This window comes from Amycolatopsis sp. NPDC104819 (genome assembly GCF_055583145.1).
On sequence record NZ_JBVJON010000001.1, the window covers coordinates 283,766 to 308,719 of the forward strand.

The 24,954-nt window shown below is 70.7% G+C and carries 28 protein-coding genes; 16 read left to right on the top strand and 12 right to left on the bottom strand.

Annotation, left to right across the window (positions count from 1 at the left end):
- Nucleotides 1-657 (bottom strand): response regulator, encoded by a 657-nt coding sequence (locus ACZ63E_RS01350; RefSeq protein WP_465306694.1) that lies wholly within the window; start codon nucleotides 655-657, stop codon nucleotides 1-3.
- Nucleotides 654-1,823, bottom strand: coding sequence for a sensor histidine kinase (locus ACZ63E_RS01355; protein WP_465333404.1), 1,170 nt, complete (start codon nucleotides 1,821-1,823; stop codon nucleotides 654-656). Before ACZ63E_RS01355 ends, ACZ63E_RS01350 begins: the two co-directional genes overlap by 4 nt.
- 191 nt (nucleotides 1,824-2,014) lie before the next feature.
- Here ACZ63E_RS01355 and ACZ63E_RS01360 point away from each other — a divergent pair, with 191 nt between their 5' ends.
- From ACZ63E_RS01360 to ACZ63E_RS01420, 13 genes are all read left to right on the top strand, one after another.
- The gene (locus ACZ63E_RS01360; RefSeq protein ID WP_465334336.1) at nucleotides 2,015-3,523 is read left to right on the top strand and encodes a dynamin family protein; all 1,509 of its coding nucleotides are present in this window, start codon (nucleotides 2,015-2,017) and stop codon (nucleotides 3,521-3,523) included.
- 59 nt (nucleotides 3,524-3,582) lie between these two features.
- Complete coding sequence (locus tag ACZ63E_RS01365) at nucleotides 3,583-4,230, top strand: hypothetical protein (RefSeq protein WP_465306697.1); 648 nt, start codon at nucleotides 3,583-3,585, stop codon at nucleotides 4,228-4,230.
- A 46-nt stretch (nucleotides 4,231-4,276) separates the two neighbouring features.
- Nucleotides 4,277-4,756: a YqeB family protein gene (locus ACZ63E_RS01370; RefSeq protein WP_465333406.1), complete on the top strand. Its 480-nt coding sequence runs from the start codon at nucleotides 4,277-4,279 to the stop codon at nucleotides 4,754-4,756.
- Entirely contained in the window at nucleotides 4,753-5,367 is a 615-nt protein-coding gene (locus tag ACZ63E_RS01375; RefSeq protein WP_465333408.1) for a TetR/AcrR family transcriptional regulator, read from the top strand. The genes ACZ63E_RS01370 and ACZ63E_RS01375 overlap by 4 nt, the downstream gene beginning before the upstream one ends.
- A 48-nt stretch (nucleotides 5,368-5,415) precedes the next feature.
- Nucleotides 5,416-5,892 carry a nucleotide exchange factor GrpE gene (locus tag ACZ63E_RS01380; RefSeq protein ID WP_465333410.1) on the top strand — a complete coding sequence of 159 codons (477 nt, stop codon included), beginning with the start codon at nucleotides 5,416-5,418 and terminating at the stop codon, nucleotides 5,890-5,892.
- Nucleotides 5,889-7,727 (top strand): dynamin family protein, encoded by a 1,839-nt coding sequence (locus ACZ63E_RS01385; protein ID WP_465333411.1) that lies wholly within the window; start codon nucleotides 5,889-5,891, stop codon nucleotides 7,725-7,727. Before ACZ63E_RS01380 ends, ACZ63E_RS01385 begins: the two co-directional genes overlap by 4 nt.
- Before the next feature lie 103 nt (nucleotides 7,728-7,830).
- Nucleotides 7,831-8,544: a hypothetical protein gene (locus ACZ63E_RS01390; protein WP_465333413.1), complete on the top strand. Its 714-nt coding sequence runs from the start codon at nucleotides 7,831-7,833 to the stop codon at nucleotides 8,542-8,544.
- Nucleotides 8,545-8,837: 293 nt separating this feature from the next.
- A complete protein-coding gene (locus ACZ63E_RS01395; RefSeq protein WP_465333414.1) occupies nucleotides 8,838-10,658 on the top strand; it encodes a phosphoenolpyruvate carboxykinase (GTP) in 1,821 nt (606 codons plus the stop codon).
- A 78-nt stretch (nucleotides 10,659-10,736) separates the two neighbouring features.
- Nucleotides 10,737-11,573 (top strand): TIGR03621 family F420-dependent LLM class oxidoreductase, encoded by an 837-nt coding sequence (locus ACZ63E_RS01400; RefSeq protein WP_465333416.1) that lies wholly within the window; start codon nucleotides 10,737-10,739, stop codon nucleotides 11,571-11,573.
- 13 nt (nucleotides 11,574-11,586) lie between these two features.
- Nucleotides 11,587-12,462 (top strand): TIGR03621 family F420-dependent LLM class oxidoreductase, encoded by an 876-nt coding sequence (locus ACZ63E_RS01405; protein WP_465333418.1) that lies wholly within the window; start codon nucleotides 11,587-11,589, stop codon nucleotides 12,460-12,462.
- The gene (locus tag ACZ63E_RS01410; protein WP_465306714.1) at nucleotides 12,459-13,064 is read left to right on the top strand and encodes an ABC transporter ATP-binding protein; all 606 of its coding nucleotides are present in this window, start codon (nucleotides 12,459-12,461) and stop codon (nucleotides 13,062-13,064) included. The genes ACZ63E_RS01405 and ACZ63E_RS01410 overlap by 4 nt, the downstream gene beginning before the upstream one ends.
- Nucleotides 13,058-14,338 (top strand): hypothetical protein, encoded by a 1,281-nt coding sequence (locus ACZ63E_RS01415; protein ID WP_465333419.1) that lies wholly within the window; start codon nucleotides 13,058-13,060, stop codon nucleotides 14,336-14,338. Before ACZ63E_RS01410 ends, ACZ63E_RS01415 begins: the two co-directional genes overlap by 7 nt.
- A gap of 31 nt (nucleotides 14,339-14,369) precedes the next feature.
- Complete coding sequence (locus ACZ63E_RS01420) at nucleotides 14,370-14,948, top strand: EndoU domain-containing protein (RefSeq protein WP_465333421.1); 579 nt, start codon at nucleotides 14,370-14,372, stop codon at nucleotides 14,946-14,948.
- Here the strand turns inward: ACZ63E_RS01420 and ACZ63E_RS01425 are convergent.
- From ACZ63E_RS01425 to ACZ63E_RS01435, 3 genes are all read right to left on the bottom strand, one after another.
- Nucleotides 14,945-15,244 (bottom strand): hypothetical protein, encoded by a 300-nt coding sequence (locus ACZ63E_RS01425; protein ID WP_465333422.1) that lies wholly within the window; start codon nucleotides 15,242-15,244, stop codon nucleotides 14,945-14,947. The genes ACZ63E_RS01420 and ACZ63E_RS01425 overlap by 4 nt on opposite strands.
- A gap of 31 nt (nucleotides 15,245-15,275) precedes the next feature.
- Complete coding sequence (locus tag ACZ63E_RS01430; protein ID WP_465306720.1) at nucleotides 15,276-15,548, bottom strand: helix-turn-helix domain-containing protein; 273 nt, start codon at nucleotides 15,546-15,548, stop codon at nucleotides 15,276-15,278.
- 115 nt (nucleotides 15,549-15,663) lie between these two features.
- Nucleotides 15,664-17,283 (bottom strand): alpha/beta hydrolase, encoded by a 1,620-nt coding sequence (locus tag ACZ63E_RS01435; protein WP_465333424.1) that lies wholly within the window; start codon nucleotides 17,281-17,283, stop codon nucleotides 15,664-15,666.
- 190 nt (nucleotides 17,284-17,473) lie between these two features.
- Here ACZ63E_RS01435 and ACZ63E_RS01440 point away from each other — a divergent pair, with 190 nt between their 5' ends.
- Entirely contained in the window at nucleotides 17,474-17,752 is a 279-nt protein-coding gene (locus ACZ63E_RS01440; protein ID WP_465306724.1) for a DUF3311 domain-containing protein, read from the top strand.
- On the top strand, nucleotides 17,749-19,407 hold the full coding sequence (gene mctP / locus ACZ63E_RS01445; RefSeq protein WP_465333426.1) for a monocarboxylate uptake permease MctP: 1,659 nt from the start codon (nucleotides 17,749-17,751) through the stop codon (nucleotides 19,405-19,407). The genes ACZ63E_RS01440 and mctP overlap by 4 nt, the downstream gene beginning before the upstream one ends.
- Here mctP and ACZ63E_RS01450 read toward each other — a convergent pair.
- The 4 genes from ACZ63E_RS01450 to ACZ63E_RS01465 all read right to left on the bottom strand — a co-directional run bounded on the left by ACZ63E_RS01450 (nucleotide 19,404) and on the right by ACZ63E_RS01465 (nucleotide 21,506).
- A complete protein-coding gene (locus ACZ63E_RS01450; protein WP_465333427.1) occupies nucleotides 19,404-20,003 on the bottom strand; it encodes a hypothetical protein in 600 nt (199 codons plus the stop codon). The two genes, mctP and ACZ63E_RS01450, sit on opposite strands and share 4 nt — an antisense overlap.
- Nucleotides 20,004-20,058: 55 nt before the next feature.
- Complete coding sequence (locus ACZ63E_RS01455; protein ID WP_465333429.1) at nucleotides 20,059-20,259, bottom strand: hypothetical protein; 201 nt, start codon at nucleotides 20,257-20,259, stop codon at nucleotides 20,059-20,061.
- A gap of 159 nt (nucleotides 20,260-20,418) precedes the next feature.
- Nucleotides 20,419-21,153: an RNA polymerase sigma factor gene (locus ACZ63E_RS01460; RefSeq protein WP_465333431.1), complete on the bottom strand. Its 735-nt coding sequence runs from the start codon at nucleotides 21,151-21,153 to the stop codon at nucleotides 20,419-20,421.
- Nucleotides 21,150-21,506: a YciI family protein gene (locus ACZ63E_RS01465; RefSeq protein ID WP_465333433.1), complete on the bottom strand. Its 357-nt coding sequence runs from the start codon at nucleotides 21,504-21,506 to the stop codon at nucleotides 21,150-21,152. Before ACZ63E_RS01465 ends, ACZ63E_RS01460 begins: the two co-directional genes overlap by 4 nt.
- A 79-nt stretch (nucleotides 21,507-21,585) precedes the next feature.
- On the opposite strand from ACZ63E_RS01465, the gene ACZ63E_RS01470 reads away from it, so the two are divergent.
- A complete protein-coding gene (locus ACZ63E_RS01470) occupies nucleotides 21,586-22,161 on the top strand; it encodes a peroxidase-related enzyme (protein ID WP_465333434.1) in 576 nt (191 codons plus the stop codon).
- Here the strand turns inward: ACZ63E_RS01470 and ACZ63E_RS01475 are convergent.
- The 3 genes from ACZ63E_RS01475 to ACZ63E_RS01485 all read right to left on the bottom strand — a co-directional run bounded on the left by ACZ63E_RS01475 (nucleotide 22,158) and on the right by ACZ63E_RS01485 (nucleotide 24,895).
- Nucleotides 22,158-23,072: a bifunctional helix-turn-helix transcriptional regulator/GNAT family N-acetyltransferase gene (locus ACZ63E_RS01475; RefSeq protein ID WP_465333436.1), complete on the bottom strand. Its 915-nt coding sequence runs from the start codon at nucleotides 23,070-23,072 to the stop codon at nucleotides 22,158-22,160. The genes ACZ63E_RS01470 and ACZ63E_RS01475 overlap by 4 nt on opposite strands.
- A gap of 221 nt (nucleotides 23,073-23,293) precedes the next feature.
- Nucleotides 23,294-23,443, bottom strand: a complete 150-nt coding sequence (locus tag ACZ63E_RS01480; RefSeq protein ID WP_364275848.1) for a hypothetical protein — start codon at nucleotides 23,441-23,443, stop codon at nucleotides 23,294-23,296.
- A 261-nt stretch (nucleotides 23,444-23,704) separates the two neighbouring features.
- Complete coding sequence (locus tag ACZ63E_RS01485) at nucleotides 23,705-24,895, bottom strand: AAA family ATPase (RefSeq protein WP_465306737.1); 1,191 nt, start codon at nucleotides 24,893-24,895, stop codon at nucleotides 23,705-23,707.
- Between the last annotated feature and the right edge of the window lie 59 nt (nucleotides 24,896-24,954).

The following is a 24,954-nucleotide window of genomic DNA, read 5'->3' on the forward strand; positions in this document are numbered from 1 at the left end:
TCAAGCGAGGCCGGGGCGGGCGAGGCCGGTTTCGTAGGCCAGCACCACGGCCTGCACCCGGTCTCGCAGCTCCAGCTTCGCCAGGATCCGCCCGACGTGCGTCTTCACCGTCGCCTCCGAGAGGAACAGCGCCTCCGCGATCTCCAGGTTCGACATGCCCTTCGCGATCAGCACGAGCACCTCGCGCTCGCGGTCGGTGAGCACGTCGAGCTCGGCGGTGTCCCGCATCGGCGAGCCGCCGGCGCCGACAAAACGGTCGAGCAGCCGCTTGGTCACCGACGGCGAGACGACGGCGTCCCCCGAGGCGACCGCGCGCAGCGCCGACACCAGGTGGTCGGGCTGGGTGTCCTTGAGCAGGAACCCGCTCGCGCCGCCCTGCAGCGCCGCGTAGACGTACTCGTCGAGGTCGAACGTCGTCATCACGAGCACGCGCGCGGTGCCGGCGGCGACGATCCGCTTGGTCGCCTCGACCCCGTCGAGCACCGGCATCCGGACGTCCATCAGCACCACGTCGGGCCGCAGCTCCTCGGCCATCCGGATGGCCTGGGCGCCGTCGCCGGCCTCGCCGACGACATCGATGTCGGCCTGCGCGCCCAGCACCATCCGGAACCCGACGCGCATCAGTTCCTGGTCGTCGACGACCACCACACGGATCACGGGGTCAACCTAACCGGCAGTGCCGCGCGGACCTGCCACCCACCACCCGGAGCCGGGCCGACCTCGAGCGTGCCGCCGTAGACGTGGGCGCGTTCGCGCATCCCGATCAGCCCGTTGCCGCCCGGCAGCCGGCCGCCCTGTGCCGTCGCGGCCAGCTGCGGGACGCGGCCCGCGCCGTCGTCGGACACCAGCACCTCGATCAGGTCGCCGGTCCGGTGCACCCGCACGGACGCGGTCGCGCCGCGCCCGGCGTGCTTGAGCGTGTTGGTCAGCGACTCCTGCACGATCCGGTAGACGCCGAGCGAGACGCCGGCCGGCAGGTCGCCGAGCTCATCGGTCTCCAGCGCCACCGGCACGCCGGCCGTGCGCATCCGCTCGGCCAGGTCGGCGAGGGCGTGCGCGTCCGGCTGCGGCACGCGGGGTTCGCCGTCCGCGTCGTCGCTGCGGAGCACGTCGAGCAGGCGGCGCAGCTCACCGAGCGCGCCGCGGCCGGTCTCGGAAATCGTTTGCAGGGCCCGCTGGGCGAGCTCGGGGTTGCTCTGGATCGCGTACGACGCGCCGTCGGCCTGCACCACCATGACGCTCACCGCGTGCGCGACGACGTCGTGCAGCTCCCGCGCGATCCGGCCGCGCTCCTCCGCCACCGCGATCCGGGTGGCCTGGTCCCGTTCGGTCTCGAGCAGATGCAACCTGGCCTCCACTTCCACGTCGTAGGCGCGCCGGGCGCCGACGAACTCGCCGAGCGTCCAGCACAGGGCGATGCCGAACGCGAGGAACAGCACCTGCACGACCAGCCCCTGCGGCTCTTCGAGCGCGAGCTGCACGGCGGACGCGACCAGCACCGCGCCCACGAACAGCAGGCCCTGGCGCCGGCCGGCGTAGACGACCACCGAGTAGATGCTCATCGCCAGCCCGGCGACACTGCCGATGCCGAGCAGCAGCGTCGCGTGCACGATGCTGACCACCAGCACCGAATACGCTGACCACAGCGGTGACTTCCGCCGGAACACCAGCGGCGTCACCATCGCGAGGTTGATCGGCACCGCCACGTACCAGGGCGGCAGCTCCGGCACCTCGGCGAACCCGTCGGCGACGAACAGCAGCATGTCGACCAGGCCGAGCAGGACGGCGAGCACCGTGTCGCCCGCCATGGGGTGGGCACGCATCCAAAGACTCAGCCGTCGCACCAGACAACACTAGGTCCCGGGCCGCCGGAAGCGCGTCGGTCGGCGGTACCACCTTCGGTGCGACCCGAGGATGAGGGACATGGCACGATTCACGGGGTTGTCCGTACGACCGGGGAGGGCTGGGGGCCGTGACGTCACCGGAGCAGGGCCGGCTCGCGGGTCCGCTGTCGATGTCGGTGGCCACCCTGTGCCACCGGCTGCAGTCGCAGGTCTCCCCGCGCACCGCGGCCGGGTTCGCCGAAGTGCTGCGGCGGCTCGGCGCGCCGCTCCAGGTGGCCGTCGCCGGGCGGATCAAGTCGGGCAAGTCGACGCTGGTCAACGCGCTGATCGGGCGCCGGGTCGCGCCGACCGACATCGGTGAGTGCACCCGGCTGGTGACGCGGTTCCAGTACGGCACGGTCGACCGCGTCGAAATCGTCTTCACCGACGGCGCCAAGCAGGTGCTCCCCTTTGCCTCGGACGGGATGATCCCGGCCGAGCTGGGCGTCGACATCACGAAGGTCTCGCACATCGAGGCGTACCTGACCAACGCCGTCCTGCAGGGCATGACGGTGATCGACACCCCCGGCCTCGGCTCGCTCGACGCCGCTTCGGTGTCCCGCACCGAGCAGCTCCTCGGCGCGGCGAAGCACGGCGAGGACGAAGAGGGTTCGGACGAGCTCGACGACACCTCGCGCAACGCCGTCGCGGGCGCCGAAGCCGTGCTGTACGTCGTCACCCAGGGCGTCCGCGCCGACGACCAGCAGGCCCTCGCCGCGTTCACCGCGGCCACCGCGAGCCGCGAGGCGGGCCCGGTCAACGCGATCGCCGTGCTCAACAAGGCCGACACCATCGCGCCCGAGTCGGTCGAGGGCGCGGACGGCGACATCTGGAAGGCCGCGACGATCCTGTCGGAGAAGCAGGCGTCGACGCTGAAGCCGCGGGTCGCCGACGTGCTGCCGGTGATCGGGCTGATCGCCGAGTCGGCCGAGTCCGGCGGGTTCACCTCCGCCGACGCCGAGGCGCTGCGGCAGCTCGCCGCGCTCGACGACGACATCCTCCAGACCATGCTGATCTCGGCGGACATCTTCACCAGCTGGGAGTGCGACGTCCCGGCCGGTACCCGGCTGCGGCTGCTGGAGAAGCTGGACCTGTTCGGCATCTCGCACGCCGTCGAAGCCCTCCGCAAGGAGCCGGAGCTCACGGCGGGCTCGCTGCGGCGGTCGCTGCTCGACGCGTCCGGCCTGGAGGCGGTGCGGCAGCGGCTTTCGGTGGTGTTCGCCGCCCGCGCCGACGGGATCAAGGCGGCCGCGGCGCTGGCCTCGGTCACCGCGCTCGCGCACACCTCGGGTGACCCCGGCGAGCGCCAGCGCGTCCACGACGCCATCGAGGTGCTGCTCGCCAAGCCCGAGGCCCACCAGCTGCGGCTGCTCGAAGCGCTGACGCTGGTCGCGTCGGGCGCGGTCGACATGCCGGAGGACCTGTCGGAAGAGGTGTTGCGAGTCGGCAGCAACGCCGACATCGGCGCGCAGCTCGGCAAGCCCGGCGCCCCGCGGCCGGAGCTGACCGCGCACGCGCTCGAACGGGCAGGCTGGTGGCGGTCGTTCGCGTCCTTCGGCGCGACGCCGGCGCAGAGCCGCGTCGCGCACGTCGTGCACCGCGCGTACTTCTTGATCTGGCAGCAGCTGCGGGAAGCCTGAGTTTGTTTCTGCTTGCCGACTTTCGCAGGTAGACCCCCTTTCCCGCGTACTGTGAAAAGGTGCGCCTAGAAAACACGACGTCCTGGCGGGCCGGCTGGAGCAGCGAGACGGAGGTCGACGTCGCGCTGTACATCCGGGACGCCCTGGCCCTGTCCGTTTCCGAGGGACAGGTGCTGCCGCCCGTGGAGCCGCAGGTGCCGGTGCACGTTCCGCCCGGGATCGACCGGGCGGCCGTCCAGGCGCAGTGGGCCGACTGGTGGGTCGACCTGCTGGGGTTCCTCCGCAACCGCGAGGACCCCGACCCCCGCAACCCCCGCAGCCGCTACGGCCGGCCGGCGCTCGCGCCGGAGTCGGCGATGCGGCAGGCGGTCGACTTCTTCGGCCCGGAAGCGGCCCGGCACTTCGCCAACGCCCGCGGCCCCGCCCTGCGCGGCGCGGGTGAGCCGTCCGGCGGCACGCCATGGGCGCCCGGGTTCTACCGGCGTCAGATCGTGGCCGGCGAACGGCTGGGCCAGCTCGTGCGCGAGGCCGAGGTGCGGCAGGGGCGGCGGGCGTACCCGTTCCGGCTCAACGTCATCGAGATCTCGGTCGCCGGGTCGATCTGGCTGCGCACGGCCGACGACCAGCTGCTGGTCTCCTCCCGGCTCGCCGAGGACGGCCCGGGCCTGGAAGCCGTGCTCCGCGACGTGATCGGCCAGCTGGTCTGAGCCCCTGGCTTTCATAAACCGAGTACGCGGTCTAATAATAGACGGCATGGAGACGACCGTCGACGAGCCGTCGTGGCTGCGCACCGGGTCCTGGATCGGCTGCCCGCTGGCCGGCGCCGCGCTCGGGGTCGGCGTGTGGGCCATCGCCGCGTGGGTGGTGGGGCTGCCCGCCTTCCCGTTCCAAGGCGTGTTCAAGGTGCTCACGGCGTTGCCGCAGCCGTGGGCGACGCTGGCCTCGGTCGGCGGCGGGCTGGTGCTCGGCCTGCTGTTCGCCGCGGTCTGGGCGCACGAACGCCTGGTCGTCACGGTGTCGCCGACGCGGGTCACGCTGGTCCGCGGCGACAAGACCCGCCGCATCGAGGCCGACCTCGAGTCCGTCTACCTCGACGGCAAGGAGCTCGTCCTGCGCACGGTCGACGGCCGGGAGATCGCCCGCGAGAAGACCGACCTCTCCGGCCGCGAGCTGGCGCCGGCGTTCGCCGAGCACGGGTACCCCTGGCGCGACGAGCCGCCCGTCGAACGATGAGGACCGTCGACCCGGCCAAGCACGCGGCCAAGCGCCGCGCGATCGTCGACGCCGCGGCCGGGTGCTTCGCCGAGAAGGGCTTCGAGCGGACGACGACGGCGGACATCTGCCGCGTCGCGGGCATCAGCTCCGGCAGCCTCTTCCACTACTTCCCCAGCAAGCGTGCGGTCTTCACGGCGATCTTCACCGACGACGCCGCCGAGACCGGCGAGCGGCTGGCCGCGGCCGCGGCAGCCGACGACCCGTGGGACGCGCTGCTCGACGTCGTCGCCGAGCTGGCCGGCCAGATCGCGCACCCGGCCGTCGTCCGGCTCGTGCTCGAAGCCGCCGCCCAGGCCGCCCGCGACGACGAGTTCGCCGCGCTGATCCGGCACAACGACGGCGCCCTGCGCGACGGCCTGGCCGTCCTCGTCGGGCGGGCCGCCGACGCCGGGTTGATCAACCCCGGCGTCGCGCCGCGGGCGGCGGCGGGCTGGGTCGCCGGGCTCGTGGACGCGATGATCTCGCGGGCCAGTCTCGACCCCGACCTCGATCTGCCCGCCGAGCTGGCGATCCTCCGGACGATCCTGGTTCGGTTCCTTCGTCCCGTTTCGCCCCCGGATGGCGCCTGAGTCGGCCAAACTGGTGGAATCTGGCGGAACCGGGACGGGGTGGTGCGCATGGCGTGGTTTCGCAAGGACGGATCCGTGGATCCCGACGACACCCCCACCGGCCAGATCGCCGCGGTGAACCTCGCGCAGATCATCGAAGAGGCGGACGCGGAAAAGGGAACCACCGGGCCGTCCCCGGCGTCGGACACCGATGTGCACCCCTTGCAGCAGCAAGTAACGGACCTGGAGCGCGCACTCGCCGACCGCCAGGCGCTGATCCAGATGTGCCTCTACGCGCTGGACCGCGCCCGCAGCGGCGGAGTGGTCGAACGCCTCGAAGCCGGGCTCGCCGCGATCGGCGTCCAGGCCCTGCGGCCCGACGGCGAGCGGTTCGACCCGGCCCGGCACGAAGCCGGCGGCGCGATCCCGACCGACGACCCGGCGCTCGAGGGCACGGTCGCGGAAACCGAGGTCACCGGCTTCGCCGACCACGACCGTCTGCTGCGTGCCCCGATCGTCACCGTCTACGCGAAGAAGACCCCGTGAGCGCACCGACCGCGCCGAGCCTGCCTGCGCAGGTCCAAGCGGCGCGAGACCAGCTGCTGACCATCGTCCGCGACGCCGACCCGGCCGCCGCCAAGTGGGTCGAAGAGGTCCGGCGCGCGCGGCCGAAGAAGCCGGCCGTCGTGGTGGTCGGCGAGACGAACCGCGGGAAGAGCACCCTGGTCAACGCCCTGCTCGCGCGGCCGGGACTGTCCCCGGTGGACGCCGACGTCGCCACCGCCACCTACCTCGTGTTCGACCACGCCGAGACGTGGGGCGCGCACGCCTGTTACCCCGGCCAGCTGGCGCCGGTGCCGATCGACCTCGGCCAGCTGATCAACTGGGTGTCCGCGGCGCACGAGCTGCCGCCGGGCCAGCTCCCGCCGCGCTACGTCGAGGTCACCGGGCCGGTGCCGCTGCTCGAACGGCTTTCGCTGGTCGACACCCCGGGCGTCGGCGGGCTCGACTCGATGCACGGCGAGCTCGCCAAGGAAGCCGCCGCGGGCGCGACCGCGCTGCTGTTCGTCGTGGACGCTTCGGCGCCGTTCACCTCGACCGAGCTGCAGTTCCTGCGGGACGTCGGCGAGCGCGTCGAGACCGTCGTGTTCGCGCTGACCAAAGTGGACATGTTCCGCGGCTGGCGCGAGGTCCTCGAGGCCGACCGTCAGCTGCTGCGCGAGCACGCGCCCCGCTTCGCCGACGCCGTGTTCCACCCGGTGTCGGCGCGGGTGTTCGAGACCGCGGCGAAGGCGCCCAACGAGCAGGTCGCCGCGATGCTGCGCGAGAAGTCCGGGATCGCGGCGATCCAGACGGCGCTGCAGGAGCTGCTCGTCGGCCGCTCGGCGATGCTCGCCGAGGCGAACACGCTGCGCGCGTTGTCCAGCGCGCTGGGTGAGCTGAAGGCGAAGCTGCAGGCCGAAAGCCGGGCCCTGTCGGCGGGCGAGGCCGAGGCGGAGGTGCTGCGCGAACGCCGTGACCAGCTGCAGGCCGAGCGCCGGACGTCGACCCGCGGCTGGCAGCTGAAGCTGCGCGGCGAGGTGCAGCGCACCCGCGTCGAGGTGCTCCACGAGAGCAGCCGGCAGATGCGGGACGCGCAGACCCACTTCCGCCAGCTGATCGACGGCGCCAAGCGGGACGCGCTCGCCGCGTTGCCACAGCAGGTGGACATCGCGCTGCAGACGACGTCGCAGCGGGTCTCGATGCTGCTCTCGCAACGCCTCAACCAGGTCACCAACGTCTCGCTGTCGGAGCTGTTCTCCCCCGAAGAGCTCGACGTCATCCGCGCGCAGTTCGCCCGGGCCGGCGGCCCGCCGGTCGTGCTGCGGCCGCCGGACAAAAAACCGCCGACGGCCGAGGACAAGCTGCTCGTCTTCATGGGCATCTCGGGCGGCGTCGGCGCCGGCAAGGTGGCCGCGCTGCCGCTGGCCGGCGTCGCGATCCTCAACCCGGTGGTGCTGCCCGCGACGATCATCATCGGCCTCGGCGCCGGCTGGTGGATGGCCCGCACGCGCAAGCACGCGGCCGACAAGCAGCACATGAAGCAGTGGCTGGTCGAGGCCATCGCGGACGCCCGTTCGACGCTCGACCAGCTCGTCGCCGAGCAGCTCATCGAGGCCGAGCAGCAGCTGTCGATGGCCCTCGACGAGGCGCTGGGCCGGCGGATCGACGCGATCGAAGCCGAGCTGAAGGAAGTCGACAAGACGATCAAGATGGGCGCCCAGGAGCGCGCCAAGAAGATCACGATCGTCTCGAAGCGGCTCAAAGAGGTCAGCGACGGCCGTGAGCGCGCCGAAGCCTTCCTGACCCGCATCCGGGCACTGCGGGACAAGGCGGCCTGACCGCCCGTCCGGTTGTGAACCGGAACCGAACGGGCCTACGGTGAGTCATACCCTCAGGCAGCAGGTCAGAGACGGCGTTACCCGGTTCGAAGGGGGAAGTCCCATGTGGGTCGACGAGAGTGGCGGCAGCGACACCGACGCGAGCGGTACGAACGCGATGACCGTCCACGTCGACGGCCAGGAGTACCAGGCCGAGGTCAACTACGACGTGAACGAGGACGGCGTCAACGACACCGCGATCGTCGAGCACGACGACGGCACGGCCCAGGCCTTCATCGACTCGAACCACGACGGCCAGGCCGACCAGTACGCCGTGCTGGACGAGACCGGGCACGTCGTCGAGCAGGCCGTCTACGACGAGGCCAGCGGCGAGTGGGTCCAGTCCGGGGGCGGCGGCCACGACGACTCCGACACCGGCGGCGGCCGCGACGACGGCTCCGGCGGGCACATCCACGCCGACCTGCCCGACGGCGAGATCGACGCCGGCGCCGCGACGATCGACACCGACCACGACGGGCACAACGACACCGCCATCGTCGAGACGAAGAGCGGCGGCACGATCGCCCTCACCGACAAGGACGGCGACGGCGAGGCGGACATCGCCGTGCAGACCGACGCCGACGGCACGACCACGACGTTCGAGCACACCGGACCCGGGCAGTGGACCGAAGTCTCCAGTGGACTGATGGACTCGGGCGGCGGCGAGCCGCTCGGCGACCCGGCGGGCGACGCCGAATGGGGCGGCGCCGGCACGCAGACGCTCGAGGGCGTCGCGCGCATCGACTCCGGCACCGGGCAGTGGATCTCCCCCAACTGAGGTTAGCCAGGTCACAGTTTGAAAGCCCGAGGCTCCGGCCTCGGGCTTTCTTCATGTCTTCAAGGAAAGAAAATCCGCCATCTGAATCGATTCCCTTATCGGTCCTGTGAGAGAACGTACACGTCAGCTCTCGGTTACCTGCTGGTCATGCGGTTACTCTCGAAGAATCCCAAAACCCGCACACCGGTTGTCAGCCGGTGTGCGAAGCCATTCGGCCGCAGGCAATGAAGCCCGCACCGGAACAGCGTCGTTCCCGGTGCGGGCTCATTTGTCGTCGGAAGTCAGGAGTAGAGATGACCGCAGTCGCCATCCCCGGACTGGACACCGCGCCGACGACGCACACCGGTGTGCTGTCCTTCGTCCGGGAGGTCGCCGAGCTGACCACCCCGGACCGCGTGGTGTGGGTCGACGGGTCAGCCGAAGAAGCCGCCCGGATCAACCAGGAGCTGGTCGACGCCGGCACGTTCGTGCAGCTCAAGTCCAAGCCCAACTCCTTCTGGGCGACTTCCGACCCCAACGACGTGGCCCGCGTCGAAGACCGGACCTTCATCTGTTCGGAGCGTCCCGAGGACGCCGGTCCGACCAACAACTGGATGGACCCGGCCGAGATGAAGGCCACCATGACCGAGCTCTTCCGGGGCTCGATGCGCGGCCGCACGATGTACGTCATCCCCTTCTGCATGGGTCCCCTCGCCGACGAGAACCCCAAGCTGGGTATCGAAATCACCGATTTCGCCTACGTTGTCGCTTCGATGCGCGTGATGACCCGCGCGGGTAAGGCGGCCCTCGACAAGTTCGTCGCGCCGGATGGCAGCGAGCGTGAATTCGTGCCGGCGCTGCACTCCGTCGGGCACCCGCTCGAGCCGGGCGAGAAGGACGTTTCCTGGCCCTGCAACACGACGAAGTACATTTCGCACTTCCCCGAAGAGCGCGCGATCTGGAGCTACGGCTCGGGGTACGGCGGCAACTCGCTGCTGGGCAAGAAGTGCTACTCGCTGCGCATCGCCTCGGTGATGGCCCGCGACGAGGGCTGGCTCGCCGAGCACATGCTGATCCTCAAGCTGATCTCGCCCGAGGACAAGGTCCACTACGTCGCGGCGGCGTTCCCGAGCGCCTGCGGCAAGACCAACCTCGCCATGCTGCAGCCGACCATCCCGGGCTGGCGCGCCGAGACCCTCGGTGACGACATCGCGTGGATGCGCTTCGGCGAAGATGGCCGTCTCTACGCCGTGAACCCGGAGTTCGGCTTCTTCGGCGTCGCCCCGGGCACCGACTGGCACACCAACCCGAACGCGATGCGCACGATCGAGAAGGGCAACACGGTCTTCACGAACGTCGCCCTGACCGACGACGGCGACATCTGGTGGGAGGGCATGGAGAACCAGCCCGCTCACGCGACGTCGTGGAAGGGCCAGGACTGGACGCCCGGCTCGGACGAGAAGGCCGCCCACCCGAACTCGCGCTACTGCACGCCGATGTCGCAGTGCCCGATCCTCGCGCCGGAGTGGGACGACCCGAAGGGCGTGCCGATCTCGGCCATCCTGTTCGGTGGCCGTCGCAAGACGACGGTGCCGCTGGTGAACGAGGCCCGCGACTGGCAGCACGGTGTCTTCATGGGCGCCACGATGTCGTCGGAGACGACGGCCGCCGCGGCCGGCGCGGTGGGCAACGTGCGCCGCGACCCGATGGCGATGCTGCCGTTCCTCGGCTACCACGCCGGTGACTACTTCAAGCACTGGCTGAACCTCGGCAAGAACGCCGACGCGAACAAGCTGCCGAAGATCTTCTACGTCAACTGGTTCCGCCGCGGCGACGACGGCCGCTTCCTGTGGCCGGGCTTCGGCGAGAACTCGCGGATCCTCAAGTGGGTCATCGAGCGCGTCGAGGGCAAGGGCAACGCCGTCGAGACGCCGGTCGGGTTCGTGCCGCGCGCCGAGGACCTCGACACCGAGGGCCTCACCGAGCCGATCGAGGACATCCAGGCCGCCCTGGACGTCAAGCCCGAGGAGTGGCGCGAGGAGCTGCCGCTGATCGAGGAGTGGTTCCAGAAGATCGGCGAGGTCCCGACCTCGCTGCGTGACGAGCTCGACGCGCTGGCCCAGCGCCTCGGCTAGTCCCTCGTGCAGAAGGGGACGCCTTCCGGCCGCATCCGGGAGGCGTCCCCTTCTTCCTGCGCCCGGTAGGTTCGCGCCATGAGACCTTTCCGCTTCGGCGTGGCTTTGGTGGCGCCCGGTTCTCGCGCCGAATGGGTGGCCAAGTGCCGTCAGGCCGAGGACCTCGGTTACGACGTCGTGGGCGTGGTCGACCACCTCGGGCGGGTCGCGCCGATCCCCGCGCTGCTGCTCGCCGCCGAAGCCACCGAACGGGTCCGGCTGAACACGTACGTCCTCAACGCGAGCTTCCACAACCCGGTGCTGCTGGCCCGCGACCTCGCCGGGCTCGACGAGTTCACCGGCGGTCGCCTCGAGGTCGGGATCGGGGCCGGGTACGTCCGAGCGGAGTTCGAAGCCGCCGGGATCGAGTGGGGCACCGCCGGGCAGCGGTTCGACCGGGTCGTCCGCGCGGTGACCGAACTCGAGCGCGCGCGGGAGCCCCGGCCGCCGCTGCTGCTCGGCGGGCGCGGCGACCGCATGCTGACCTTCGCGGCCGAGCACGCCGACACCATCGCCTTCACCGGCACCGCCCCCGGCGCGGCCGAGGGACGGCTCGCCCTGGCCGGCCCCGCCGCCCTCGCCGAGCGCGTGGACTTCGTGAAACAAGCGCTCGGCGGCCGGGACGCCGAACTCAACCTGCTGATCCACTTCATCCGGATCACCGATGACCGCCGGACGGCGCTCGAAGCGGCCCACGGGCTCGTTCCGCACCTCGGCGCCGATGAGCTCGGCGAGCTGCCCACCGTCGTCATCGGCTCGGCCGAAGCGGCGGCCGAGCAGCTGCTGCGCACGCGGGAGACCCTCGGCGTCAGCTACTTCACCGTGGTCGAAGACGACCTGACCCGGCTGGCACCGGTAATCGAGATGCTCCGCTGAGTACGTTGTCGGTATGACTGGGGATTTCCGCTTCGGTGTCAACATGCACGTGCCCGACGACCGCGCGGGGTGGGTCGAGAAGTGCCGCAAGGCCGAGGACTTCGGCTTCGACGTGATCGGCGCGGCGGACCACCTGGGGATGGCGCCGCCGTTCCCGGCGCTGGTGCTCGCCGCCGAGGTCACCGAGCGGGCCCGGCTCACCACCTTCGTGCTGAACACGCCGTTCTACAACCCGGTGCTGCTCGCCCGGGACGTCACGGGCGCCGACCGGTTCACCGGCGGCCGCCTCGAGCTCGGGCTCGGCGCCGGGTACGTCAAGGAGGAGTTCGAGGCCGCCGGGATGGCGTTCCCGCCGGCCCGCGAGCGCGTCGACCACCTCGAACGCGCGATCCTCGAGCTGAAGCGGGCGTATGCCGACCCCGAGCACAAGCCGGCGCCGGTGCGTCCCGCCGGGCCGCCCCTGCTGCTCGCCGGCCGCGGCGACCGCCTCCTGACCCTGGCGGCCGAGCACGCCGACATCATCGGCTTCACCGGCGCGGCCAAAACGCCGGACGGCGGCGCGCCGGCCCCGGCGAGCGCCGCGGAGATCGAGGAGCGCGTCGAGTTCGTCCGGTCGAAGCTCGGCGGTCGTGAAGTGGAGTTCAACCTGCTCTGCCACTTCGTGCACATCACCGACGACCGCGCGAGCGCGCTGGCCGAGCTCGCGAAGCAGACCAAGGGCGTGCTGGACGTCGAGCAGCTCGCCGAGCTGCCGACGGCGCTGGTCGGCTCGGCCAAGGAGGTCGCCGAGCAGCTCCACGCGCACCGCGAGCGGTTCGGGCTGACCTACTACACCGTCCTGGAGCAGAACATGACCCAGTTCGCGCCGGTGATCGAAGCACTCCGGTGATCGACGCGAAGGGGATCGGCGTCCGGGCCGGCGAGCACTGGCTGTTCGACGACCTGGACTTCTCCGTCGACCCCGGCGAGTGCGCGGCGATCGTCGGGCCGAACGGGGTCGGCAAGTCGACCCTGATGCGCTGCTTCTACGGCATGCAGACACCGCAGCGGGGGCGCGTGCTCGTCGACGGCCGGCTCCCGGACGAGCGGGACGTCGAGTTCCGCCGCAAGGTGTCGGTGCTGTTCGACGACTCCGACTTCTTCGCCGAGCTGACCCCGCTGCAACACCTCGAGCTGCTCTCCGGCTCGTTCGGCGCCGACCTCGGCGACCACGAAGAGCTGCTGCGCGACGCGGGCCTGGGTGAACGCATGCGCGTCACGGCCGGGCACTTCTCCGCGGGCCAGCGCCGCCGGCTGCTCCTGCTCGGCGTCACCGCGCGCCCGCACCGGGTGCTGCTGCTCGACGAGCCGGAGCGCGCGCTCGACACCGCGGGCAAGGAATGGCTGGTCGAGGTGATCGGCCGGTCGACGGCGGCGGGCGCGGCGGTCGTGGTGGCGACGCACCACCCGCCGCTGCTGGAAGCCGCGGACAGCGTCCTCGAGCTGTGGTGACCCTCGCGCCTCGCCGGATGCGGATCCCTGGCCGCAAACGGTTCGGCGGGATCTTCAGCGGCGACACGGCGTCGTTCGTTTTCCTGTTCGGCTTCGGGTTCCTGTTCACCGCGTTCTTCCACGTCGACGCGTGGCGCCCGGCGGTGTACGGCTCGGCGCGGGTGGACTTCCCAGCGGTGCTCGGGCTGCTGACGCTCTGCTGCGCGGTGGGCTGGCGCGGCCTGCTGCGCCGCGGGTTCGCGTGGGTCGAACCGGCGGAGCTGACCTGGCTCGACTTCGCGCCGGTCGACCGCGGCCGCGTCGTGACGCTGCGGCTGCTCGGCGCCTGGACCGGCGTGGTCGTGGTGACCGGTTACCTGGCCGCGCTGCTGCTCGCCGTCGGCGGGGCTGGCATCGAGCAGTGGCGCGCGGCGATCGCGGTGGTCGTCGCGACCGCGGTGACGGCGTTCGCCTCCGCCCGGCGGACGGCGCTGGGGTTCGACGCGCTCGGTCCGTTGGTGCTCGCGGTGCTCGGGCTGGTGATCGCCGCGTTCGGCCTCGGCCCGGTGACCGTGCAGCTCGTCGCGGCCGCGGTGCTGGTGGCGGCGGTCCCGCTGGCATTCGGCGGCGAGCCGGTCTCGCGCGCGGGCCGCGCCGCGCTGCTGGCCGGGTGGGACGGCCGGGTGCTGCGCTCGGTCGCCGTCACGTTCCTCGACCCGATGATGCTGCTCCCGCCGTCCGCGCCGATCGGGCGGATCTCGCTGCGCCGCCCGACGGCGTTGCGCCTGGCCTGGGCGGGCACGCTCGGCCGGTTCCGCTACGCGGGCGCGGCGGCCCTGGTCACCTTCGCGGTCGTCGTCGCGCACATCGCGTTGCCGACGATGCCGGGCGCGGTCCTGATCGGCATCGGCGCGTACGTCGCGCTCACGCCGTTCGGCGCCGGGCTCGGCGAGCTCTGGCGCAACCCGGGCCGCCGCCGCTGGCTGGCGACGTCCAACCGCGAGCTGGTGCTGACCCACGGCCTGGTGCTCACCGGCGCCGGCCTGCTGTGGGCGGTGGTCCTGTTCGCCGTCACGCTGGCCGCCGGGACGTCGTTCGCCGGGCCGGCGTGGCTCGCCGTGCCGCTGTCGGTGCTCTCGATCCTGCGCACGGTCACCCGCAAGGCTGTCGACTACGGCAACCCGGCGTTTGTCGACACGCCGATGGGCCCGATGCCCGCCAACCTCGTCCGCCAGCTCTTCCGGGGCCTCGACCTGCAGGTTCTCGGGATCGTGGTGCTCTCCCTCGGCATTTGACCTACGCTCGTTGCGACGAAGGGAGCAGCCAGTGGGCGGCGGGCACGCACCGGGGGTGGGTCGCAGGGGCACCAGCGAGTTCCCGGCCGGCTGGAGCGACGAGCACATCATCGCGGTGGTCAAGGACGTCGCGAACGACCCGGGCGAGGCGCGCCGGCAGCAGCTGAACGGCCGCTGGCGCTGCGCGGGCGAGCGGTTCAACGTCCACCTGATCGTGCTGGTCGAGGAGGACGGCAACGTCCACACGGCGTACCCGGTGGCCGGCCCGGGAGTGGTCCGCAACCCGGACACGGCCCGCGACCCGGCGAACCCGACGGTCGCGGACCTCAAGGAAAACCGGATCAGCTTCTTCGCCGACAGCGTCCTGACCTGCCTGGCCGACCGGCTCTCCCCGGAGAACTACACGCACTACCGCACGTTGCTGTGGTCGGGCGAGTGGGAGGAACTGGCCGACGTCCTGTGCGCCCACGCGGTCAAGCTCGGCCTGAACCTGTCAGCGGACGAGTTCTCCGACTTCGAGAAGCTGCTGAACAGCTACGACCTCCCGGTGCCGGCGTGCGCGTTCCTCAACGACCGCGAGCACATCCTGACCCAGCTACGCCCGGTCTAGCCGAAGTCGTAGCCGGTGAGGTCGGCGAGCGCACTGGGCGGTACCACACCGGTCTGTCGCTCCCGCGTCTCGGCGAACGCGGCGGCGGTGGCGTCTTCGGCCGTGACGCCGGACAGCCCCCAGCCGCGGTCAGTCAGCTGTGCGGCGAGGGTTCCGGCTTGCTCCGGCGAGTGCCGGGTGAGCGCCAGTCGATGCGCCGCGCGGCGGTAGAAGATCGCGTCTCCAACCAGCCGAAACCGAGCACTTCCGGCTTCGTCCGTGCAGCCGTGAGCGCAGGAAGTCTCCGGCCCGGCCAAGGAACTCCTCAACATTCCCGGTCGAACGCACCTAGCTCGCCTGGGAAAGCGGCGACGACCCAGCCGGCGCGACCACCGCCCGCAGCTCCTCCAACGACAGCCCCACGGCATCCGCGATCGCCGTCACCGTGAAGAACGCCGGGGTCGGGATCCGCCCGGTCTCGATCTTCCGGAGCGTCTCCACCGAAATCCCGGCCTCCCCCGCGACCTCGACCATGCTCCGGCCGCCCCGTGCCGTTCGCAGTGCCTGGCCGAGGCGCTCGCCCCGTTCGCGCTCTTCGTCCGTCAGCGGCACTCGAACCATGGCACCTATTCTAATACCACTGGTTATCCACCGCCTGTGGACAACTCTGTGCACAGGTGTGGAAAAGCCCCCGCCGAACGTCCGTTCGGCGGGGGCTCCACTACTTCTTGTGGTGTCAGGCGCCCGCGGGCACCGGAAGTGGCATGCCGGGCAGGCTCTGGTCGTTCGGCACGACGCCGTCCACCAGGTAGGCCTCCACGACCTTGTCCACACCCGCGTTGCCGCCGGCGTAGATGCCGTGGTCACCCTCGCCGGTGATCGTCAGCATCCGCGAACCGTCGAACGCCTTGTGCGCGCGGCGCGCGCCCTCGATCGGCGTCGCCGGGTCGTGCTCCGACTCGACGATCAGCACCGGCGGGACACCCTTGCCGTTGAGCACGGGCAGCGGCGCCGGGGTCTTCTTCCAGAACAGGCACGGCTGGATGAACCAGCCCGCGCCCAGCAGCGGCTGCTGCTTGTCGATCAGCTTCTGCGAGTCCTTGATCGCGCTGTTCGGGGTGCCGGTCCACGGGCCCTCGTTGCAGGGGATGCTCCAGAACGACGCGTCGTAGGAGTCACCGTCGGCCGGGACCATCAGCGGCTGCGGGCCGTAGGTGACCGTGCCCTTGTCCGCGGCCTTGACCTTCTGCGCGGCCGAGGACTTGGCCTGCGCCGACGTGCCGCCCTGGGTCAGGGTGCGGACGCTGACCAGGTAGTCCGCCAGGCCCGGGAAGGCGCGCTTCGAGTAGATCTGCGACGCGATGAAGGCGTCCAGGCCGTTGGCCGACACGCTCGAACCGTCGGGCAGGGTGACCGCGCCCTGGGTCAGGGCGTAGCGGACCTGCTCGTAGGTCTGGCGAGCCGCCTCACCGGTGGTGCCGAAGTGGTAGAGCTTGTCGTACTTCGCCATCCACGGGAGGAAGTCCTGGCGCCAGCGGCGCTCGAAGCCGAGCGGCTGCCAGTCGAACGACTTCTGCCAGGTGGTCGTGAACTCCGTCGACGAGTCGAGGACGAACCGGCCGGTGCGCGTCGGGTAGGCCTGGGCGTAGTGCGCGCCCATCCAGGTGCCCGCCGAGTAGCCGACCCAGTTGATCTTGTCGCGGCCGAGCAGCACGCGCAGCAGGTCGATGTCCTTGACCGTCTGGTCGGTGTTGATCAGCGGGCCGAGCTCGCCGGACTTCACCTGGCACGACTGCGCCGCGTACTTCGTCGCCTGCAGGATGAGGTTCAGGTTCGCCCGGTCGCGGTCACGCGGGTCCAGGTCCGAGCCGGTGCCGATCGCGCCGCCGCAGGTGATGTTCGTGCTCTTGCCGGTGCCGCGCGGGTCGAAGCCGACGATCTCCTGGTGCTCCCGCAGCTTCGGCTGGTTGCGCAGGCGGGCCGGGAAGTTGCGGCCGGGCGCGCCCGGGCCGCCGGGGTTGGTGACGACGCTGGCCGTCGCGTCCTTGGTCGCCTTCAGGCGGCTGACCGCGATGGTCAGGTCGATCTGGGCGTTGGCCTGGTACCAGTTGCGCGGCGTCTTGTAGGTCGCGCACTCCATGTCCTCGGCGCCCGCGGGCGGGGCCGTCGGCAGCTCGGAGGGGACTGCGCACTTGTGCCAGTCGAGCTTCTGGTTCGCGTACTGCGCCGGGATGTTCGTCGAGTTCAGCGGCTGCTTGCCGGCCGCCGCCTCCTGACCTGCGAACGCAGGCGTGAACCCGGCCAGCAGGGTGCCGGCGATCGCCGGGATCACCACCGCGTAGCGAAGTCGTGTCATACAGTTGCCCCTTTTGGGTCTTTCGCCAGTGGATCCGGGCTATTCCTATAGGGCTGCTCAGAGCACGGCAACCGACGTTGGTCGGCAACGCGGTGCGTGGCGATCAAATCGATATCGGACAGACGTGACGGCCTCCTCACCCAGGTTCTAAGGTCGGACGGTCGGTTACGGGAGTGTTAGGTGAGGTCCGATGTCGACTGTGAAGCAAGGCGGGAAGGTGCCCCGGAAGCCGTTCAACCCGTGGAACCTGCTCCTGATCGTTCCGCTGCTGGTCCTGGTCACGCCACTGTTCAACATGGACGGTCCCCGGCTGTTCGGGATGCCGTTCTTCTACTGGTTCCAGTTCCTGATGGTGGCGGTCGGCGTGCTGAGCACCTGGGTCGTCTACCTGATGACCCGGGACAAGCCCGCCGGTGAGGCGCCGGACCGCCTGAGCGTCGACGACCTGGACGAGGGGGACGCTCGATGAGCAACCTGCAGTGGCCCGAACTGATCATCTTCACGATCCTGTTCCTGCTGGTCACCGTGATGGGGTTCATGGCGGCGCGCTGGCAGCGCGGCGGCGGGCTGGACCACCTGGACGAATGGGGCCTCGGCGGCCGCAAGTTCGGCTCGTGGATCACCTGGTTCCTGCTCGGCGGTGACCTCTACACGGCGTACACGTTCGTCGCGGTGCCCGCGCTGGTGTTCAGCGCCGGCGCGCTCGGCCTCTACGCGCTCCCGTACACGATCGTCGTCTACCCGATCGTCCTGCTCCCGGCGCTGCGGATGTGGTCGGTGTCGCGGGTGCGCGGGTACGTCACCCCGGCCGACTTCGTGCGCGGCCGCTTCGGCTCGCCGATTCTCGCGTTGCTGATCGCGATCACCGGCATCGTCGCGACAATGCCGTACATCGCGCTGCAGCTGGTCGGCCTCGAAGCCGTGCTGCGGACGATGGGCATCAACGGCTCCGGCATCGTCGGGCACCTGCCGCTGCTGATCGCGTTCATCATCCTGGCGGTCTACACCTACCAGTCGGGCCTGCGGGCGCCCGCGCTGATCGCGTTCGTCAAGGACATCCTGATCTACATCGTCATCCTCGTGGCGATCATCTACCTGCCCTCGAAGCTGGGCGGCTGGTCGCACATCTTCGACACGGCGGCGGCGAAGCTCGGCACGCCGAGCCCGGCCACCGGCAAGCCGGCCGGCTCGATCCTGCTGAACGCCAACAACCAGCTGCAGTACGCGACGCTGGCGCTGGGTTCGGCGCTCGCGCTGTTCCTGTACCCGCACTCGCTGACCAGCGTGCTGGCTTCGCGCGGGCGCAGCGTCATCAAGAAGAACATGGTCGCGCTGCCGGCGTACTCGCTGGTGCTGGGCCTGCTGGCGCTGCTCGGGTACGTCGCGATCACGGCGGGCGTCAAGCCGCTGACGAACGCGGCCACCGGCAAGCCGGACGGCAACACGATCGTCCCGGTGCTGTTCGACAACCAGTTCTCGTCGTGGTTCGCCGGCATCGCGTTCGCCGCGATCGGCATCGGCGCGCTGGTGCCGGCCGCGATCATGTCGATCGCCGCGGCCAACCTGTGGACGCGCAACATCTACAAGGAGTACATCCGCAAGAACGCGACCCCGGCGGACGAGGCGAAGCAGGCGAAGCTCGCTTCGCTGGTCGTGAAGCTCGGCGCGGTCGCCGTCATCATCCTGATCGACCCGCAGTTCTCGATCGACCTCCAGCTGATCGGCGGTGTGCTGATCCTCCAGACGCTGCCGGCGGTCGCGCTCGCGCTGTACACGCGCTGGTTCCACCGCTGGGGCCTGATCGCGGGCTGGGTCGTCGGCATCGGCTGGGGCCTGATCATGCTGTACGGCATCCCCAACCCGGCCAACGGAAAGCTCCACTTCGGCGGCTCGGCGCTGTCGCTCGGCAACCTGTCGATCTTCGGCTGGCACCCGTTCTCGGGCTCGACGGTCCAGATCTACGTCGGGTTCGTGGCGCTGATCGCCAACCTGGTGGTCGCCGCGGTCGTGACGGTGATCGCGCGCCAGATGAAGGTGTTCAACGGCACCGACGACACCAACCCCGGTGACTACCTGGCCGACGAGCACGACAAGGACCTGCGCCCGATCGGCGCGGCCCACTAGTCCACTGTGGACGTCAAGCGCCGGATCATCGTGCGCGAGACGAGGTAGAGCACCAGGCCGTTGAGCAGGTGCCAGAGGAAGTGCGTGCCGACCGGGACGTAGTCACACACGTCCCGGTCGAGCGTGCGCAAGCTCAGCGACAACGCGAAGACGGCGCCAGTGACGGCGAAGTGCGTCCAGTGGGCGTCACGGCGGATGGCGAGCAGCGCGGCGAAAAGGAACAGCCCGATCAACGCCGACAGGTAGAGCCCGCCGCCCAGCAAGGCGGTGACCACGGTGAACCCGAGGAAGATCGGCGCGGCGAGCCACGCCCACCGCCAGTGGAAGAACACGCGCGCGAACAGAACGACGTAGACCAGCACAAAAACGAGGATGCTCAGCGAGTCGGCGGCGCCGGCCCACCGTGTCGCGAGCAGGTGAAAGACGGTGCTGGCGGCAAAAACGAGCCCGATCAGGACGGCGAGGAGCCGCCCGGTCCGGTTCCCGGCGGCCAACCGCCACACGAGCACGGCGGCGAGGAGGAAGGCGAGGTTGCTGAGACTGTTGAGCGGCTCTCCCCAGATCCCGGAAGCGACGCGCTCGCAGTAGTCCGTCACGGGCCAAGCCAACCAGGAATCAGGTGCAGGCAGCCAGCCGTCGTTCGAGAAACCGTCATTGCGGCTCGGAGCACGGCAAGGTCAGCGCCCGCCGGTAGTGCGCGGCCGCGGCGGCGTGGTCGCCCGCTCGCAGGGACAACGCCCCGAGCGCGGCGGGTAGCGGCAGGTGACCGGCCAGGTCAGCACCCAGCCGTTCCAGCTCCGCGATCCCGGCCCGCGGCCCGTCGACCTCAGCAAGCGCGATCGCCCGGTTCAACCGGACGACGGCACGAGCAGCACGCAAGCATCCGGTCCAGCGCCCGACGGGGCGTGGCACGCCGCGATTGCGCCCCGACCTCACCACCGATCCAGTTATCCCCAGCCCCGGCCGAATGTGGACAACCAGCCCGCTCCCGCACGCAGGAGCCGAGTTTTGTCAGCAGCCGCCGATAGGCTGGACAAGGGCACGCCCCCCAGGGAGGGCGGGGGCTGCCCCGCGGCAGGTCCGTTCAGCCGGCGGCAGGTCCGTCCGCGGGTCGGCGGTCAGCAACCGGGTCAGCCGGATCGCTTCGGCGCACAGCTCGCGGCGGACGGCCAGCTCCCCCGCCGTCGCCTGGTACCCCTCGCTGAACAGCAGGTAGAGCACGTCGAGCACACCGTCCAGCCGCGACTCGTGCGCCGCCGGCACTTCGACCGCCTCGCCCGACTCCCGGAACCACTTCTTCGCCCGCACCAGCCGCTGCGCGACCGCGGGCTCCTTCGTGAGCAACGCCGTGGCGATCTCGCGCACGCCGAGCCCGCCGACGATCTTCAGCGTCAGCGCGACCTGGGACGCCCGGGGCAAGGCGGGGTGGCAGCACAGGAACATCAACGCCAGCTCGCCGTCGCCCGCCTCGGAAACCTCCCCGGTGAGCAGCGGGAGCTTCGCGCGCAGCGTCCGTTCGCGGCGGACGACGTCGAGGGCCCGGTTGCGCGCGACCCGGAAGAGCCAGCCGCGGGGGTTGGCCGGCACGCCGGAGACGGGCCAGACGCGCAGGGCCAGCTCGACGGCGTCAGCCAGGCAGTCCTCCGCGAGGTCCAGCCGGTCCGCGCCGAAGGCCCTGGTCAGCGTGGCGAGTACTGGTCCCGTGCTCTGCCGGAACACCCGCTCGACCACCGCGCTCGTGGTCATCGCAGGTGGGCGTCCTGGTCGGTCAGCGCGATCTCGTGCAGCACGAACCGGCCGATCCCGTCCTCGGCGATCGGGTGCTTGAGGAACAGCTTCGCCGCTTCGTCGAGGCTTTCGGCCCGAACGACGATGTACCCCGCGATCAGCTCACTCGACTCCGTGAACGGCCCGTTCGTGACGCCGCCCGCGTGCACGACCTTCGAGTCCGGCGCCAGCCCGGCGGCGGTGACCAGGTGCCCGGCGGCCCGCAGCTCCTCCTGCCAGGCGAGGTACCGGTCGATCCCGCTCGCGACCAGCTCCGGATCGGGCTCGGCGGGGTCCGGCGGGAAGACCATGAACGCGGCGAATGTCGGCATGTCCGCTCCTTCGTCCGAGACGACAACAGCCCCCAGACGAACAAGACGCCCGGGAATCGACACGGCTAGCGTGAGGAGTATGAGCGAAGCGGTGAGCCGGTTCCCGGTGACGGAACTCGAAGACCTGCCCGACGACCTGCGCGAGCGGGTCGGCGTGATCGCGGAGAAGTCCGGCTTCACGCCGAACATCTTCCGCGCCCTCGGCCACCGGCCGGCCGAGCTGCGCGCCTTCCTCGACTACCACGACGCCCTGATGGAACGCTCCGACGGACTCAGCAAGGCCGAACGCGAGCTCGTGGTCGTCGCGACGTCGGGCGCGAACCACTGCACCTACTGCGTGGTCGCGCACGGGGCGATCCTGCGCATCCGCGCGAAGGACCCGGAGCTGGCCGACCGCGTGTCGAGCAACCCGTGGCAGGTCGAGCTGGACGAGCGCGGCCGCGCGATCGTCGACCTCGCGCTCGCCCTGGCGCAGGACTCGGCGTTGTTCGGCGAAGGCGACCTCGACGCCGCGCGCGACGCCGGCCTGACCGAAGACGAGATCTGGGACGTCGGCGCGATCACGGCGTTGTTCGCGATGTCGAACCGGCTCGCGCACCTGACCGCGCTGCGCCCGAACCCGGAGTTCTTCCTGCTCGGCCGCGTGCCCCGCTAGAACTCGACGCGCCAGACTTCTTCGGTCAGCTTCGGCCCCCAGGTGTCGAAGTCCGCTTCGCTGACCAGCTGGAACCCGGCCCCGCGGTAGAGCGCGCGGGCGGCATCGAGGATCGACACCGTCGCCAGCTCCATCGCGCGGTAGCCGTGGCCACGGGCGAACTCGACGCACTCGGTCACCAGCCGCCGGCCCACGCCGTGGCCGCGTGCCGACGGCTCGAGGAGCAGCAGCCGCAGCTTCGCGACGTCCGGGTCCGGCCCGGGCGCGCAGCCGATGCTGCCGACGCGCTCGCCGTCGAGCTCGGCGATCCAGAACGCCCGGCGCGGGTCGTCGTGCACCGCGAAGTCCGCGACAACCCGCGCGACGAGGCCCTCGAACCGGACGTCGAAGCCGTACTCGCGGGCGTAGAGGGCGCCGTGCCGTTCGACCACCCAGCCGAGGTCACCCGGTCGTGGCGGGCGGAGCACGAGCACCGGGTCGCGCGGGCGGTCGCCTACGACGTCGCCGATGGTGCGCATGGCGGCCAGCAGGCGCTGCTGCTGTTCGTCGTCGAACCGGCTGAGCAGCCCGCCGATCTGCTCGGTGGACCGGCGGTTGAGCACGGCGAACGCGGCGCGGCCCGCCGGTGTCGGCCGGACGAGCTGGCGCCGGGCGTCCTCGTCGGAGCGTTCACGGGAGATCAGGCCGCGGGACTCGAGGCGCGCGAGCAGCCTGCTGGCGTAACCGGCGTCGAGGTCGAGCCGTTTCCGCAGGTCGGTGACGGCCAGCGGATCCTGCTGCGCGAGCTCGAAGAGCACCCGCGCTTCCGGCAGGGAGTACTCGGCGTCGGCCGGGCCCTCGTCGAGGACCCCGATGACCCCGGTGTAGAGCCGGTTGAAAGCCCGGACCGCGGCGACCCGATCGTCGTTCATTGACCACCTCAACAAACTCGTTGACGAAGTCAAAGATTACTCGACGAGCCGGCGGCCGCAACCTGGTTCCGGACATGGGAAACCCCGCGATGCTGCCAGGTCGGGGGTCCGCCAGCATCACGGGGTCGTAGTGGGTATCGACGCGACTTAGCGCGGCGTTACACCTCGCACACTATGTGGCATAGGTCACTCTGATGGGCGACCGCCACGGGGGTGAGAGGTCAGCGCATGTAGCCCGAGCGCGCCTGGGAGATCGCGATGAGTTCCTGACGGACCGTCGCGGTCGCGGCGGTGTCGATCGCCCGGTTCAGCGCCCGGCGAGTGCGAGCCTCGGCGCGACGGGCACGGAGCTTGGCGGCGATGTTGTTCATCGGTTTCTGCATCCCCTTCGAGGGTTCTGGGTGGCTTGTGCCTCTAGTATGCACCTTTTTTCACAAGGAATCCAACGAATGTCCGGTGATGTGGCGCACTTGCCGATGAATCATCGGCAAACTTGGGTAAGCGCCGGAGAGATCGAGGGTGTTGGCCGTCACGACAGAGCAACCTCATCGGGCTATCTACCTATGTCTAGCAATTTTCCGATAAAGACTTAGCGACGCTCATAGACCGCGAGACAGCCGGAAAAGCCCAGGTCAGTCGCGGCTGAGCAGGTAGTGGCCGAAGTGCGGCACGGTGAAGGCGATCTGCCCGCGTTCGGCCGAGAACACGAGGCCCTTCTTCATCAGGCTGTCGCGCGCCGGTGACAGCGACGACGGCTTCCGGCCGAGGAACACGGCGACGTCGGCGGTGCCGGCGGGTTCGTCGCGGCCCTGGGTCAGCTCGGCCATCGCCTGCAGGTACTCCCGCTCGGCCGGCGTCGCGCGCTCGTAGCGTGAGCCGAAGAAGCCGACCGCCAGCTCCGACTCCGCCTCGGGCGCCGCGACCTGGACGTCCTTGACGGTGATCGGGTCGGACGGCGCCGCGTCCCAGGCCGCCTTGCCGTAGGCCTGGATGAAGTACGGGTAGCCGCCGGAGGCGTCGAAGAGCGCGTCGAGCGCTTCCGGCTCGATGCCGGCGTCTTCGCGTTCGATCGGCGCCATCACGGCGAAGTCGGCGTCTTCGCGGTCGAGCCGGTCGATGCGCGCGTAGCGGAAGAGCCGCTCGGAGTACGACTTGGACGCCGAGAGCACCGCGGGCACGTGCGGCAGCCCGGCGCCGACGACGACCAGCGGCGCCCCGGACTGCGACAGCTCGTGGCAGGCGGCGCAGAGCGCGGAGACGTCGTCGGGCTGGAGGTCCTGGATCTCGTCGATGAACACCGCGACACCGGTGCCGACGTCCGCGGCCAGCTCGGCGACGTCGGTGAAGAGCTCGACGAGGTCGATTTCGATGTCGCCGGAGTCGGCGCGGCCCTGCGCGGCGGGCACGTCGATGCCCGGCTGCCAGCGGTCACGCAGCTTCGCGTCGGCCTTGTTGGCCCGCAGCGCAAACGCTTTCAGCACGCCGAGCACCTCTTCGACGCGGTCCGGCGCGCGGTGGCGCACGGCGAGGTCGCGGATGGCCCGGTGCAGTGCGGCGGACAGCGGCCGCCGCAGCTCGGCGTCCGGCCGCGCCTCGATCTTGCCCGCGCCCCACTTGTGCCGGACGGCCATCGCGCGCAGCTCCCCGAGCAGCACGGTCTTGCCGACCCCGCGCAGGCCGGTGAGCACCAGACTGCGTTCGGGTCTCCCCCGCGCGACCCGCTCCAGCACCACTTCGAACGCCTTGAGCTCACGCTCGCGGCCGGCCAGCTCGGGCGGCCGTTGCCCGGCGCCCGGCGCGAAGGGGTTGCGGATGGGGTCCACTCTGCCAAGTTATCGGCGTATCTAGCGCGGACCCGATATTCGGCCATACACGCCTAGCG